At 74.6% G+C, this 14,358-nt stretch carries 11 protein-coding genes; 10 read left to right on the top strand and 1 reads right to left on the bottom strand.

Features of this window, described 5'->3' with window-relative positions:
- Positions 1-120: 120 nt before the first annotated feature.
- The 8 genes from KPL57_RS43185 (at position 121) to KPL57_RS43150 (ending at position 7,168) form a co-directional block, all read left to right on the top strand.
- Complete coding sequence (locus KPL57_RS43185) at positions 121-1,311, top strand: FAD-dependent monooxygenase (RefSeq protein ID WP_226356171.1); 1,191 nt, start codon at positions 121-123, stop codon at positions 1,309-1,311.
- Positions 1,312-1,421: 110 nt separating this feature from the next.
- Positions 1,422-2,342 (top strand): LysR family transcriptional regulator, encoded by a 921-nt coding sequence (locus KPL57_RS43180; RefSeq protein WP_226356170.1) that lies wholly within the window; start codon positions 1,422-1,424, stop codon positions 2,340-2,342.
- Complete coding sequence (locus KPL57_RS43175; RefSeq protein WP_226356169.1) at positions 2,339-3,442, top strand: mandelate racemase/muconate lactonizing enzyme family protein; 1,104 nt, start codon at positions 2,339-2,341, stop codon at positions 3,440-3,442. Before KPL57_RS43180 ends, KPL57_RS43175 begins: the two co-directional genes overlap by 4 nt.
- A 27-nt stretch (positions 3,443-3,469) precedes the next feature.
- Positions 3,470-4,309 (top strand): catechol 1,2-dioxygenase, encoded by an 840-nt coding sequence (gene catA, locus KPL57_RS43170; RefSeq protein WP_226356168.1) that lies wholly within the window; start codon positions 3,470-3,472, stop codon positions 4,307-4,309.
- Entirely contained in the window at positions 4,309-4,593 is a 285-nt protein-coding gene (locus KPL57_RS43165; protein ID WP_226356167.1) for a muconolactone Delta-isomerase family protein, read from the top strand. The genes catA and KPL57_RS43165 overlap by 1 nt, the downstream gene beginning before the upstream one ends.
- A gap of 96 nt (positions 4,594-4,689) precedes the next feature.
- The gene (locus KPL57_RS43160) at positions 4,690-5,745 is read left to right on the top strand and encodes a helix-turn-helix domain-containing protein (protein WP_226356166.1); all 1,056 of its coding nucleotides are present in this window, start codon (positions 4,690-4,692) and stop codon (positions 5,743-5,745) included.
- Positions 5,732-6,631 (top strand): alpha/beta hydrolase, encoded by a 900-nt coding sequence (locus tag KPL57_RS43155; protein WP_226356165.1) that lies wholly within the window; start codon positions 5,732-5,734, stop codon positions 6,629-6,631. Before KPL57_RS43160 ends, KPL57_RS43155 begins: the two co-directional genes overlap by 14 nt.
- Before the next feature lie 102 nt (positions 6,632-6,733).
- Positions 6,734-7,168: a hypothetical protein gene (locus KPL57_RS43150; RefSeq protein WP_226356164.1), complete on the top strand. Its 435-nt coding sequence runs from the start codon at positions 6,734-6,736 to the stop codon at positions 7,166-7,168.
- Here the strand turns inward: KPL57_RS43150 and KPL57_RS43145 are convergent.
- On the bottom strand, positions 7,155-7,787 hold the full coding sequence (locus tag KPL57_RS43145) for a TetR/AcrR family transcriptional regulator (protein ID WP_226356163.1): 633 nt from the start codon (positions 7,785-7,787) through the stop codon (positions 7,155-7,157). The genes KPL57_RS43150 and KPL57_RS43145 overlap by 14 nt on opposite strands.
- 117 nt (positions 7,788-7,904) lie before the next feature.
- On the opposite strand from KPL57_RS43145, the gene KPL57_RS43140 reads away from it, so the two are divergent.
- The gene (locus tag KPL57_RS43140; RefSeq protein ID WP_226356162.1) at positions 7,905-9,935 is read left to right on the top strand and encodes a fatty acid desaturase; all 2,031 of its coding nucleotides are present in this window, start codon (positions 7,905-7,907) and stop codon (positions 9,933-9,935) included.
- Between the two features lie 360 nt (positions 9,936-10,295).
- Positions 10,296-14,357, top strand: coding sequence for a Pls/PosA family non-ribosomal peptide synthetase (locus KPL57_RS43135; RefSeq protein WP_226356161.1), 4,062 nt, complete (start codon positions 10,296-10,298; stop codon positions 14,355-14,357).
- The last annotated feature ends 1 nt before the right edge of the window (position 14,358 follow it).

Below are 14,358 nucleotides of genomic sequence, written 5' to 3'. Positions count from 1 at the left end.
GTGAGCCTGGCGGACCGGCGGGTCCCGGAGAAGGGGCCGTGCGGGTCGTGCCGAAAGGGGTCCCGACTGAGACGATCCGTGGAGGAATACCCCCTCGGTATCCGTGTCAGGATCAGAGTCATGGACGAATCAGTGGTGATCGTCGGTGCCGGGATCGGGGGCCTCTCGCTGGCCCTCTCGCTGCACGCCCGCGGCGTCCGGGTCACCGTGCTCGAGCGGGCGGCCGAGCTGCGCGAGGTCGGCGCGGCCGTCGCGTTGTCGGCGAACGGGCTGCGCCCGCTGGACGAGCTCGGCCTGCTGGGCGAGCTGGAGAAGGTGTCCGCCCAGCCGACCGAGCTCATCCACCGCGGCTGGCGCGACGACGAGCGGGTGACCGCCTTCCCGGTCGGCTCCGACGGCAGCTACCGGCGCCGCTTCGGCGCCCCCTACCTGGGCATCCACCGCGCCGAGTTCCAGCGGGTCCTCGCCGGCGCCTGCCCCGGCGGGATGGTGCGGCTCGACTGCGAGGTGACCGCGGTCGACCCGGACGGGACGGTCACGCTCGCCTCCGGGGAGCGCGTCCGGGGCTCGGTCGTCGTCGGTGCGGACGGGGTGCACTCCCGGGTGCGCTCGGTCGTCGACCCCGCGGCCCGCCCCCGCTACACCGGGACGTCGGCCTTCCGCGGGATCGTCGACGTCGCCGACGCCCCGCTGCTGCCCGACCCCGGCGCGATCCAGTTCTGGATGGGCCCGGACGCGCACGTGCTGCACTACGCGATCGGCCCGCACGCCGAGCAGATCAACTTCTTCGCGGTGCTGGAGGGCCCCGACCCCTGGACCGGCGAGACCGGGCCGACCGACACCGACCCCGGCACCCTGGCGCGGGCCTTCGACGGCTGGTCCCCGGGCGTCGTGCAGATGCTGACGGCGGTGCCGCAGTCCCCGCGCTGGCCGCTGTACACGCTGCCCCCGATGACGCGCTGGTCCCGCGGCCGCGTCGTCCTGCTCGGCGACGCCGTGCACACGATGCTGCCGCACCACGGTCAGGGCGCGAACCAGTCCATCGAGGACGCGGCGGTGCTCGCCGACCTGCTCGCCGCCCCCGGTGCGCTCGACGGCGGCCACACCGCGGTGTTCGACCGCTACCAGCGACTGCGCCGGGCGCGGACCCGGTCGATCCAGCGCAGCTCGCTGGTCACCAGCAGGCTGCTGCACCTGCCCGACGGCCCGGCGGCCGAGGCCCGCAACGCGGGGCTGACCGGGCTGGACCCGTGGCTCACCTGGATCCACGGCGTCGACGCGCGGGCCGACACCCGGCCCGTACCGGCCTGACCCGCGATTCAGCTACTCCACCTCTGAATCGGGCCTTTTCCGGTCTTTGTGTCTACAGAGTCGCACGCCTACCGTCAGGTGACGCGCCGGGTGCGAGGGAGGTGACGGGAATGGATCTGCGGCAGCTCCGCTACTTCGTGGCGGTCGCGGAGACGCGGCACTTCGGCCGCGCCGCCGAGCGGCTGCACATGGCCCAGTCCCCGCTCTCCCAGGCCATCCGCCAGCTGGAGAGCCAGGTCGGCGCCACCCTGTTCGAGCGCACCACCCGCCGGGTCGACCTGACCCCGGCGGGGGCGTCGCTGCTGGAGGACGCGCGGCGGATCCTGGCCGGCGTCGAGGACGCCCGGCGCCGCGTCGAGCAGGTCGCCGCGGGCACCGAGGGCGTGGTGACCGTCGGTGCCACCGACCTCGCCGCCTACCGGCTGCTGCCGCGGCTGGCCCGGGTCGCCGCCCGCCGGATGCCCGGTGTGGCGCTGCGGTTCCTGCCCGGGCTGCTCACCGCGGCCCAGGAGGACGCGCTCGACGAGCGCCGCATCGACCTCGCCGTACTGCGCCCGCCGGTGGTGCGCCCGGAGATGTCGGTCCGCCCGATCGCGCAGGAACGGCTGATCGCGGCGCTGCCGGCCACGCACCGGCTCGCCGGGGCCGGGACGGTCGCGCTGGCCGAGCTGCGCGGCGACGACTTCGTCGCCTACGGCGCCCCCGGGTCGGTGGTCGACTCGGTCGCCACCCAGGGCTGCCTGGACTCCGGGTTCCTCCCGCGGCGCCGCACCGAGGCCCGCGACACCCCCATCCTGCTCACCCACGTCGCCGCCGGTGCCGGGGTCGCGTTGCTGCCCGAGTCGGTGCGCGCCCTGGGCACCGAGGGCGTCGTCTACGCCGACCTGGACCGCGAGCTGCGCGTCGACCTGGCCCTGGCCTGGCGCACCGACGACGACTCCCCCGCCCTCGTCCGGCTGCTCGACGTGCTCGCCGAGCGCGTCCACGAGCTGGACCCCCGCCCCGCCACCGTCCCCGGAGGACCGCAGTGAAGATCGTGGCCGTCGAGGCGATCCCGTTCGCCGTGCCCTACCGCAAACCGCTGCGGTTCGCCTCCGGCGAGGTGCACACCGCCGACCACGTGCTGGTGCGGGTGCACGCCGAGGACGGCGTCGTCGGCGTCGCCGAGGCCCCGCCCCGCCCCTACACCTACGGCGAGACCCAGGCCTCCATCCGCGCGGTGGTCGACACCGTGTTCGCCCCGGAGATCGTGGGCCTGAGCGTGTTCGAGCGGGAGCGGATCCACGCCGTCCTGGACCGCACGATCGGCAACCCCACCGCGAAGGCCGCGATCGACATGGCCGTCTGGGACGTCATCGGGCGCCGGCTCGGCGTCGGCGTCTCCGAGCTGCTCGGCGGGTACACCGACCGGATGCGGGTCTCGCACATGGTCGGCTTCGCCCCCGACGACGTGATGGTCGCCGAGGCGCGGCGGATGCGCGACGAGCACGGCGTCACCACCTTCAAGGTCAAGGTCGGCCGCCGCCCCGTCGCGCTGGACACCGGCGCCTGCCGGGCGCTGCGCGAGGCGCTGGGCCCCGACGTGGAGCTCTACGTCGACGGCAACCGCGGCTGGACCGCGTCGGAGGCCGCGCGGGCCCTGGACGAGATGGCCGACCTCGGCCTGACCCTGTCCGAGGAGCTCATGCCCGCCGACCAGGTGCTCGGACGACGCTGGCTCACCGCCCGCACCACCGTCCCGACCGTCGCCGACGAGTCCGCCACCCGCCCCGGCGAGGTGACCCGCGAGCTGCTCGACGGCGCCGCCACCATGATCAGCATCAAGACGGCGCGGACCGGGTTCACCGGCTCGCAGCGGGTGCTGCACCTGTGCGAGGGACTCGGCACCGAGGTGGTCATGGGCAACCAGATCGACGGTCAGCTCGGCACCGCCTGCACGGTCGCCTTCGGCGCGGCGCACCGCCACACCAGCGCCCGCGCCGGGGAGCTGTCGAACTACCTCGACATGAGCGACGACCTGCTCACCGAGCCGCTGCGGATCAGCGGCGGCGAGCTGCGCGTCCCCTCCGGGCCCGGCCTCGGGATCGAGATCGACCCGGACAAGCTCGCCCACTACCGCACCGACACCTGAGCACCGACCCACCACCAGGAGTAGGACATGTCCGAGACCGCCACCGCCGCCGGCTCCGGCGCGAACGCCACCGCCACCTTCGCGAAGAAGGAGCGCAGCGGCGCCGCCGCCGACCCGGCCCGGGTGTCCGCCATCGCCACCGACACCCTGCACGCCCTGCACGAGGTCATCCGCAAGCACCAGGTGACCTACGACGAGTACGACGCGCTGAAGGCGTGGCTGATCCAGGTCGGCGCCGACGGCGAGTGGCCGCTGTTCCTCGACGTGTTCGTCGAGCACGTCGTGGAGGAGGTCGCCAACGCCGACCGCCGCGGAGCCGTCGGCACCATCGAGGGCCCCTACTACGTGCCCGGCGCCCCCGAGTTCGAGTCCGAGGCCACCATGCCGATGCGGGCCGGGGAGAAGGGCACCCCGTTGCTGTTCCAGGGCACCGTCACCGACCTCGACGGCGCCCCGGTCGCCGGCGCGACGGTCGACCTCTGGCACGCCGACGACGAGGGCTACTACTCCCAGTTCGCCCCCGGCATCCCCGAGTGGAACCTGCGCGCGGTCATCCACACCGGCGCCGACGGGCACTTCGCGTTCCACACCATGCAGCCCGCGCCTTACCAGATCCCGACCGACGGCTCGACCGGCGCGTTCGTCGACGCGGCGGGCTGGCACCCGTGGCGGCCCGCGCACCTGCACCTCAAGGTGTCCGCGCCCGGGAAGCAGCTCGTCACCACCCAGCTGTACTTCGACGGCGGCGACTACGTCACCGACGACGTCGCCCAGGCCGTCAAGCCGGAGCTGATCCTGCGCCCCGGCCCGGCCACCGACGGCACCGGCAACGAGGTCACCTACGACTTCGCCCTGGACCCCGCCTGATGGCCCGCTTCGCCGTCCGGATGGAGGTCGACCTCCCCGCCGACATGGACACCGACGCCCGGGCCGACCTGCTGGCGCGGGAGAAGGCCTGGTCGCAGCAGTGGCAGCGCTCGGGTGAGTGGGTGAGCATCTGGCGCTGCGTCGGCGAGTACGCCAACCTGTCGATCTTCGAGGTGCGCGACAACGAGCAGCTCCACGAGATCCTCTGGGGCCTGCCGCTGTTCCCGTACATGACGATGCAGGTGACCCCGCTGGCCACGCACCCGTCGGACATCCACGCCTGAGCCCCCGCCGGGGCGTCCGGACCTGGTGACGGGCGCCCCGGCGGTCCTACGCTGACCCCGCTCGACGCGAGGACGCGATCGGACGGGGGCGGGCCGGTGCCGCAGGACCACGAGCTGTTCTCGACCTCCCCGGCGGACCCGGACACCACCGGGGCCTGGGAGCGGATGCTGTCCGCGACGCACCTGCCCTGGTCGGTCGCGCCGCCGGCGCGGGGGTTCCGGGCGACCGCCCGCCGGGCCTGGATCGACGACCTCGCGCTGGTCGACTGCACCTGCAGCCCCTGCTCGGGCCGCCGCTCCCGGCGGCAGATCGCCGGGACCGACGGCGAGTTCGTCGTCGTGCTGATGACCCTCGCCGGGCGCGAGACGGTCGGCCAGGACGCGACGGAGCGCTGCCTGCGGCCGGGGGACGCCGTCACCTGGGACAGCACCCGTCCCGCGACGTTCACCGTGTGGGAGCGGCTGGTGAAACGCAGCCTGGTGATCCCGCGCGCCGCGCTGGAGGAGGTCGGCGGCCGCTCGCTGTCCCGGGGCGCGGCCGTGCTCGACGGGTCCCGGCCCGCGACGCGCCTGCTGGTCTCCTACCTGGGCACGCTCGCCGACACCGTGGCCGAGCTGGACCGCGGCGCGGTCCGGGCCGCGCGGAACGCGACGCTGGAGCTCGTCGCGGGCGCGCTGCGGTCGGACACCGGGCTCCCCGGGAGCGACGCGGTCCGTCCGGCGCTGCGGGCCCGGATGGACCGCTGGATCGACCGCCACCTGCCCGCCGGGGTCTCGCCGCAGGAGATCGCGGCGGCGCACGGGGTGTCGGTCCGCACCGTCCACCGGGTCTACAGCGCCGACGGCCGCTCCGTGGGCGAGGTGGTCCGGGTCCGGCGGCTGGCCCGGGCCCGGACCGAGCTCGCCGACACCGACCGGCCGGTCTCGGCGATCGCGCACCGCTGGGGCTTCTCCGACACCAGCCACTTCAGCCGCTCGTTCAAGGCCGCCTACGGCACCTCCCCCAGCGCCTGGCGCGAGCGGGCCCGTGACACGCAGGTCCAAGGACCTGTCGCGACGGTTCAAGGCCCCGGCGACGCCGGCGACGAGACTGGGACCACCGCGGCCCCGGGGCCGCACCGACCCCGAGGAGGGCACCATGGCCCGTCGTGATGTGGAGTTCGACGCCGAGGGCGTGACGCTGCGCGGCTGGTTCCAGGAGGCCGAGGGCGCGGGCGGTCCGGCGCCGACGGTCGTCATGGCCCACGGCTACTCCGCGGTCAAGGAGATGTACCTCGACCGCTACGCCGAGCTGTTCGCCGCGGCGGGCCTCAACGCGCTGGTCTACGACAACCGCAACTTCGGCGACAGCGACGGCACGCCCCGCCAGGAGATCGACCCGTGGGCGCAGGTCCGCGACTACCGGCACGCCATCACCTACGCCACCACCCTGCCGGAGACCGACGCCGACCGGATCGGGGTGTGGGGGTCGAGCTACTCGGGCGGGCACGTGCTCGTCGTCGCCGCGATCGACCGCAGGGTGAAGGCCGTCGTCGCCCAGGTGCCGCTGGTCAGCGGCTACGACAACCTGCGGGCGCTGGTCCGCGCGGACTTCCTCGACGGGTTCCGCGCCCAGTTCGACGCCGACCGCCTCGACCGCTTCCACGGCAAGGACCCGGCGATGGTGCCGGTCGTCGCCGAGGACCCGCTGGCCCCGTCGGCGCTGCCCACCCCGGACTCGTGGGCCTGGTTCACCCGGACCCACGAGCTGCGCGCCCCGAACTGGCGCAACGAGGTGACGCTGCGCAGCGTCGAGATGCTCGCCGAGTACAACCCGGTCGACTACATCGCGCAGATCAGCCCGACCCCGCTGCTGCTGCTCCCGGCCCGCAACGACGTCCTCACCCCGACCCACCTGGCGATCGCCGCCTACGAGCGGGCCCGTGAGCCCAAGCGTCTGGAGATCCTCCCCGGCGGCCACTTCGACGCCTACGTCGACGGCTTCACCGCCTCCGGGCACCCGGCCCGGGACTGGTTCGGCGAGCACCTGCTCGGCTGAGCCCGGCCCGGTTTTTACCGTCGGCTTCCCCAGGGCTGTCCGCAGGCTGAGGTGGGGCGACCTAGCGTCAGGGGCACAGCGACGACCGTCCCCGGAGGCCCGATGATCCAGCCGGATCTGCAGCTCGTCGGACCCGCCGAGTTCGCCCGCGACCAGACCCTGCTGCTGCTCGCCGGCGACCCGGCCCTCACCCGGCTCGGTGTCACCTTCGCGACCGTCGTCGCGCTGCCGGGGATCGGCGGGTCGTACGCCGTGCCCACCCGCGCGACCGAGGATGTGCTGGCCCTGACCTGGTCACCGCCGCGCGCCGCGGCCGACGGCACGGTGTGCCAGCGGGTGTGCCTGTCGGTGGTCCCGTCCCGCGACGGGCACCGGCGCCGGGGCGTGGCGGTCCTGCGGGCCGCCGGGCGGGCGCTGCTCGGTGCGGGCGGCTCGGTGCCCGGGGTCGCCGCGATCGGCGTCGCGCGGCCGCACATCCAGCGCTGCGTCGGCGACGGCGTCGTCACGACCGGGTTCGACGTCCTCAGCCGGGGCTGACCCCGGCCCCGCCCGCCCCGGCGGCACCGTCGAGGAAGCCGCGGAGCAGCCACCCGGCCTGCGCGACCGCCGGCTCGGTGGACTCCCCCGGTGACGTGGCGTGGCTGACGACCAGCCGCACCACCCCGTCGACGAGCCGGGGCAGGTCCGCGGCCCCGGCCAGGGCCGGGTGGAGCTCGGAGATCTCGCGCAGCAGCGCCGCCGTCGCCCGGTCGCGCACCACGTCGGGTCGGGCCGTCACCAGCGGGAGGAGGCTCTCCCCCGCGCCCTCGTCGACGGTGAGGATCGACGTCAGGAGCGCGTTGCGCGCCCCGTACTCCAGCACGTCGCGGACCGCGGCCACCACGCCGGCGACGGCGTCCGCGGGGTGGGCACGCATCTGCTCGCACATCACCGCGACGAACCCGTCGGTCTCGCGGCCGACCAGTGCGCTGCCCAGCTCCGCCTTGGTGCCGATCTCGTTGTAGAGGTGCTGGCGGCTGATCCCCGCACGCCCGGCGACGGCGCTCATCGTCAGCGACGACCACCCCGACTCCGTCGTGATGTCCCGCGCGGCGTCGAGGAGCCGCGTGCGGAGGACCTCCCGTCTCTCCCGCCGGAACGCACCCGAGCCCGCCACGCCTGCACTGTACAGAGCGCCCACCAGTGACTGATCTGTTGACAGATTACCCATGATTGTCAACTATTCCTGCGGGCGGTCGACGCCGACCGCGCTCCGTCCGATCAGGAGGCAGCCATGAGCACGGCGGCGGGAACCACACGCGAGGGAGCCGGCGGCGACCGGCCCGCGGACCCCGGGCGGCCCGTACCCACCCCGGGAATCACGCTCCCCGTCGTCGCACTGCCGACCCTGGCGTTGTTCCTGGGCTCGCTCGCGGCCTGGGTGGGGGCGACCGCCCTGGTCCTGACCGGGACCGACCCGTGGCGCTACCTGGTCACGGTGCCGGTGCACGCCCTGGTCACGTTCGCGATGTTCACGGTGCTGCACGAGACCGTCCACCTCGCGGGCGGACGCCTGCGGTGGGTCAACGAGGTGCTCGGCCGGCTGTCGATGCTGTTCGTGGTGGCCTGGGCCGCGTTCCCGATGCTGCGCTACCTGCACATCGAGCACCACCGCAACACCAACGAGGACACCTCCCGCGACCCCGACGCGTGGACCGAGTCGGGCCCGGCGTGGAGCTGGCCGCTGCGCTGGATGACCATCGACCTCTGGTACGTGCGCTTCTACCTGCCCCGGATCCCGAGCAGGCCGCGGGCCGAGGTCGTCGAGCAGGCCGTGGTGTTCCTCGTCGTGGTCTCCGCGTTCGTCGCGACGGCGGTGACCGGCCACGGCTGGGAGCTGCTGATGATCTACCTGATCCCGCAGCGGCTGGGCATCGCGCTGCTCGCCTGGTGGTTCGACTGGCTGCCCCACCACGACCTCGGCGAGACCGCGCAGTCCGACCGGTTCGCCGCGACCCGCATGCGGGTCGGCTGGGAGCGCCTGGTCACCCCGCTGATGCTCGGCCAGAACTACCACCTGGTCCACCACATCCACCCGACCGTCCCGTTCTACCGCTACCAGGACGTGTGGCGCCGGGCGATGTCGGACTGGCTCGACCGCCCGGTCCCGATCACGACGGTCCTCGGCTCGGACCTGTCCCCCGCCGAGTACCGGGCGTGGCGACGGCTGACCTCCCACACCGACCGCGACGCCGACCTCCCGACCCGCCCGCACCCGCTGCGCGTGACCGCGGTGGACCGGCTCACCCCGGACGCGGTCGCGGTCACCCTGGAGGTGCCCGGCGAGCTGCGCGACGTGTTCGCCCACCGCCCCGGCCGCCACGTCACCGTGGGCGCGCGGATCGACGGCGAGCTCGTGCGGCGCAGCTACTCGATCTGCTCCACCGACGGGTCGGCGCTGCGCATCGCCGTGCGCCGCGTCGACGGCGGACGGTTCTCGACGTGGGTGGGCTCCGCGCTCGCCGTCGGCGACACCCTCGAGGTCACGCCGCCCTCGGGGCAGTTCGTCCTGCCCGCCGGCCCCCGCGGGGGCCGCACCGTCGCCGCGGTCGCCGCGGGCAGCGGCATCACCCCGGTCATCGCGATCCTCACCGCCGCCCTCGACGAGGACCCCGACCGCCGCGCCGTGCTGCTCTACGCCAACCGCGACACCGAGCACACGATGTTCGCCGCCGAGCTCGACGAACTCGTCCGCAGCTCCGGGGGCCGGCTCACCGTCGTGCACCACCACTCGCGGTCCGGCGCCGACGGGTCCGCACCGGACGGCACGACGCGCACCGTCGTCCCGGGCCGCCTCGGCGCGGACCGGTTCACCGAGCACCTCACCACGCTGCCGGTGGACGACGCGGACTGGTTCCTCTGCGGGCCGCCGCCGATGCTCGACGAGCTCGTCGGCGTCCTCGACGCCCACGGCGTCACCCCGGACCGGGTCCACCGGGAGTTCTTCGTCGCCCCCACCGGCGACGACACCGACGACGTGCCGACCCGTCCGGCGGTGGTCACCGTGCGCCGCGGCGGACAGGAGACCGTCACCCGGAGCCGGGGCACCGCGTCGCTGCTGGAGACCGCGCTCGAGGCCGGGGTCGATGCCCCGTACCTGTGCGCCGGCGGCATCTGCGGCACCTGCCGCGCGCAGGTCGTCACCGGCACGGTGCACATGCAGCAGAACTACGCCCTCACCGACGACGAGGTGGCCTGCGGCGCGATCCTCACCTGCCAGTCCCGGCCCACCACCGACGAGGTGACCATCGACTACGACCGGTGACCACGCGCATTCCGGCCGATTCCTGACCATTCCTTTACCGGAACGGGGCGACACCGTTCCCGGTCGCGCCGAACGGTACCCACGTTCACCGTACGGGACGACGCGTTCGTCGACCGGCGAACGGAGAACCGCAGGAATGGTGCCGTGAACCGCTGCGGCACAGCGGCCGCAGCGGTCCGGAACTCCCCCAAGGACCGGCAACGAACAGGTAAAACGCCGGGCCTTCCGGTCCGGTGGACATCGGTTGAAGAATGCATGACCCTCCACACGTCGTCGAGCGGGAAAGGACACACCCGGGTCGGGGGTGTTCATTCCACCGGTTAGTCTCCGGCCGTTCGACGACGTTTCTGGAGGGCCTCGGTGTCGCAGTTCGGTCCCGGCACGATTCCCCTGCGTCCGGGCTCCCCGCCGCGGGACCCGTTCGGCGGGGTCACCGTCCGTACACCCGCGGCGCCGGGGCGGCACGCGGTCCACGGGAGCGTCCTGACCGGCGCCCCGCCGGCCCCGCCCCGCACGCTGTGGGACGTCTTCACCCGCACCGTCGCCGACCACCCGCACACCCCGGCCCTGGACACCGGCGGGGTCCGGCTCGACTACGCCGGGCTGCGGGCGGCGGTCGAGCGGACCGCTGCCCGGCTCGCCGCCTGCGGGGTCGGCCGCGGCGACCGGGTCGGGATCCGGGTGCCGTCGGGCACCCCGGACCTGTACGTGGCGATCCTCGCGGTCCTGCGCCGCGGCGCCGCCTACGTCCCGGTCGACGCCGACGACCCGCACGAGCGCGCCCGCACCGTGTTCACCGAGGCCGCGGTGTGCGCCGTGGTCGAGGCCGGCGGGCGGATCGTGCCCGGGCCGGTGCACGCGCGCCGCATCCCCTCGCGCGGCCCGGACGTCCGCGACGACGCCTGGGTCATCTTCACCTCCGGCTCCACCGGCACGCCCAAGGGCGTCGCGGTCAGCCACCGCAGCGCCGCCGCGTTCGTCGACGCCGAGGCGCGCCTGTTCGCCCGGGGCCGTCCGCTCGGCCCGGGCGACCGGGTCCTCGCCGGGCTGTCGGTCGCCTTCGACGCCTCCTGCGAGGAGATGTGGCTGGCCTGGCGGCACGGTGCCTGCCTGGTCCCGGCGCCGCGCGCGCTCGTGCGCTCCGGCGCCGAGTTCGGGGACCGGCTGGTCGAGCTGGGGATCACCGTCGTCTCGACCGTGCCGACGCTGGCGGCGCTGTGGACCGCCGAGCAGCTCCGCGCGATCCGGCTGCTGATCCTCGGCGGGGAGGCCTGCCCCGAGCCGCTGGCGCACCGGCTGGCCCGGGCCTGCCCGGAGGTCTGGAACACCTACGGCCCCACCGAGGCCACCGTCGTGTCCTGCGCCGCCCGGCTGACCGAGGACGGACCCGTCCGCATCGGGCTGCCGCTCGCGGGGTGGCAGCTCGCGGTCGTCGACCCGGCGACGGGCGTGCCGGTCGGGTCCGGTGAGGTCGGCGAGCTGCTGATCGCCGGCGTCGGCACCGCCCGCTACCTGGACCGCGACAAGGACCGCGACAGGTTCTCCCCCGTCCCCGCGCTCGGCCCGCAGCGGGCCTACCGCAGCGGCGACCTCGTGCGGGCCGACCCCGAGGGCCTGAGCTTCGTCGGCCGAGCCGACGGCCAGGTCAAGATCCGCGGGTTCCGCGTCGAGCTCTCCGAGATCGAGTCGGTGCTCGCCGACCTGCCCGGCATCGCCGCCGCCGCGGTGACCGTGCACGAGGTGCGGCCCTCGGTGCCCGAGCTGGTCGCCTACTACTGCACCGGCCCCGGCCTGCGCATCGACGACCACGAGGTGGCCGCCGGGCTGCGGTCGCGGCTGCCCGCGCACATGGTCCCCGCCTTCTACGAACACCTGCCCGCCCTGCCCACCACGACCAGCGGCAAGGTCGACCGGAAGGCGCTGCCCGCGCCGAGCGGCCGGGGCACGGCGTCGTCGGCGCCGGTCGTCGCACCGGCGACGCCGACCGAGGCCGAGCTCGCGGCGCTGCTCGGGGAGTCCCTCGGGCTCACCGAGGTGTCCGTCGAGAGCCACCTGGTCGACGATCTGCGCGCCGACTCCCTCGCGCTCGCCCAGTTCGCGGCGCTGGTCCGCGACCGGCGCGGGCCGTCCTGCCCGGTCGGGATGCGGGTGCTCTACCAGCACCCGACGGTGCGCTCGCTCGCCACGCTGCTCGACGGGTCCGGGCCCGGCACCGTCGCCGCGACGACGGCCGTCGTCGCCCCCGCCGCGCCGCCGCCGGTGGGCCGGGCGCGGCACCTGGTGTGCGGGACCGTGCAGCTGGTCCTGCTGCTGCTCGGCCTCGCCGCGGGCGCCGTGGTCGCCTGGGCCGACATCGAGTGGATGGACCTCGCGACCGGCCTGCTCGACCTGTTCGAGCGGTCCGGCACCGCGCTCGTCGCGACGTTCCTGCTGCTCGCGGTCGTGCCGGTGCTGGCGAAGTGGCTGCTGGTCGGCCGCTGGCGGGCCGGGGAGATCCCGCTGTGGAGCGCGGCGCACCTGCGGTTCTGGGTCGTCGCCACGCTGGTGCGGACCAGCCCGATGGTGCTGTTCGCCGGGTCCCCGCTCTACCTGCTGCACCTGCGCGCGCTCGGCGCCCGGGTGGGGCGCGGGGCCGTCGTGTTCTCCCGGACCGTCCCGGTCTGCACCGACCTGCTCTCCATCGGCGACGGTGCGGTCGTCCGGTCGCGCAGCTCGTTCACCGGTTACCGGGTGGAGCGCGGCCGGATCGTCACCGGGCCGGTGACGATCGGCCGCGGCGCGGTCGTGTCCGACGCGACGGTCCTCGACATCGACACCGTCGTCGGCGACGACGCCCAGCTGGGGCACGCGTCGTCGCTGCCGCGGGGTGCCCGGATCCCCGACGGGACCCGGGCGCACGGCTCACCGGCCGTCGCGACGACGTCGGACTTCCGCGGCCCGGAGCCGGCCCGCTGCTCGACCGCCCGCCGGGCGCTGTTCGCGACCGTCCAGCTGCTCAACCTGTTCCTGGTCGGACCCGCCGTGGTGACCCTGGCCGTCGCCGTGCTGGGCGACGGGCCGCGGGTCACCGCCCTGGTCGACGGGCGCGGCCCCGGCGAGCTGCTCGCCCTGGCGGTGTCCCCACTCGGACTCGGGCTGTCGCTGGGCGTGGCTGCCGCCGCGCTGGTCACCGGGCTGCTGGTGGTCACCCTGGTGCCGCGGCTGCTGTGGCCGCTGCTGCGTCCCGGCCGGGTGCACCGGCTCTACGGCGCCGCGTACTGGTGCCACCGCACGGTCGCGCGGCTGAGCAACGTGCCGCTGTTCGTGCAGCTGTTCGGGGACAGCTCGTTCATCGTCGGCTACCTGCGCCGGATCGGCTACCGGATCGCCCGTGGCGGCCAGACCGGGTCGAACGTCGGCGCCGACATCGCCCACGAGGTGCCGAACCTGGTCGCGATCGGCCCGAACACGATGCTCTCCGACGGGGTGTTCCTGCGGACCGCCGAGTTCACCAGCACCTCGTTCCGGACCGTGCCGGTCACCCTCGGCGCGGACTGCTTCCTCGGCAACGTCCTGACCGTCCCGGCGGGCGACCGGATCGGCGACGGCTGCCTGGTCGGCACCAAGACGATGATCCCCACCGACGGACCGCCGCGACGCGACGTCGGCCTGCTCGGGTCCCCCGCGTTCGAGATCCCCCGGGCCCGTCCCGAGGACCCGCGCCTCGCCGTCACCGGGGCGCGGCTGCGCCGCAGGCTCGCCGCGAAGGACCGGCACAACCTCGCCACGATGGCGCTGTTCCTGCTGGTCACCTGGGTACGGCTGCACGTGCTGCTGACCGTCGGGCTGGTGGCGGCGGGCCTCCTGGCGACCGCGGGCCCGCTCGCGATCGTCGGTGGTGTCCTGGCCGGCGGGCTCGCCGACCTGGCCCTCACCGTGCTCGTCGAACGGGCGGTGACCGGGTTCCGGCGGCTGCGGCCGCAGTACTGCTCGATCTACGACCGCTACTTCTGGTGGCACGAGCGCTTCTGGAAGCTGAGCATCCAGCCGTCGCTGCTCAACGGCACCCCGCTCAAGCCGCTGGTCTGGCGGCTGCTCGGGGTCCGGGTCGGCCGCCGCGTGTTCGACGACGGCGCCGCGATCAGCGAGAAGACCCTGGTCGCGATCGGCGACGACACCGTGCTCGGCGCCGGGGTGATCCTGCAGGCGCACTCGATGGAGGACGGCGTCTTCAAGGCCGACCACATCCGGATCGGCGACGGCTGTGTGCTCGGCGCCGGGGTGTTCGTCCACTACGACACGGTCGTCGGCGACGGTGCCGTGCTGGCCCCGGACTCGTTCCTCATGAAGGGCGAGCGCGTCGGCGCGGGCGGGGTCTGGGCCGGGAACCCGGCGGCGCCGGTGACCGCGACACCCGGCCAGGGGGTGAGCGCGGCCCGCTGAC

The organism is Pseudonocardia sp. ICBG601, assembly GCF_020496245.1.
The sequence above is the reverse complement of the archived record's forward strand: the minus strand, read 5'-3'. Positions and strand labels throughout refer to the sequence as shown.

Coding starts and splice junctions, on each gene's coding strand:
- KPL57_RS43185 (WP_226356171.1), top strand. CDS start 121: ATGGACGAATCAGTGGTGATCGTCGGTGCCGGGATCGGGGGCCTCTCG.
- KPL57_RS43180 (WP_226356170.1), top strand. CDS start 1,422: ATGGATCTGCGGCAGCTCCGCTACTTCGTGGCGGTCGCGGAGACGCGG.
- catA (WP_226356168.1), top strand. CDS start 3,470: ATGTCCGAGACCGCCACCGCCGCCGGCTCCGGCGCGAACGCCACCGCC.
- KPL57_RS43165 (WP_226356167.1), top strand. CDS start 4,309: ATGGCCCGCTTCGCCGTCCGGATGGAGGTCGACCTCCCCGCCGACATG.
- KPL57_RS43155 (WP_226356165.1), top strand. CDS start 5,732: ATGGCCCGTCGTGATGTGGAGTTCGACGCCGAGGGCGTGACGCTGCGC.
- KPL57_RS43150 (WP_226356164.1), top strand. CDS start 6,734: ATGATCCAGCCGGATCTGCAGCTCGTCGGACCCGCCGAGTTCGCCCGC.
- KPL57_RS43140 (WP_226356162.1), top strand. CDS start 7,905: ATGAGCACGGCGGCGGGAACCACACGCGAGGGAGCCGGCGGCGACCGG.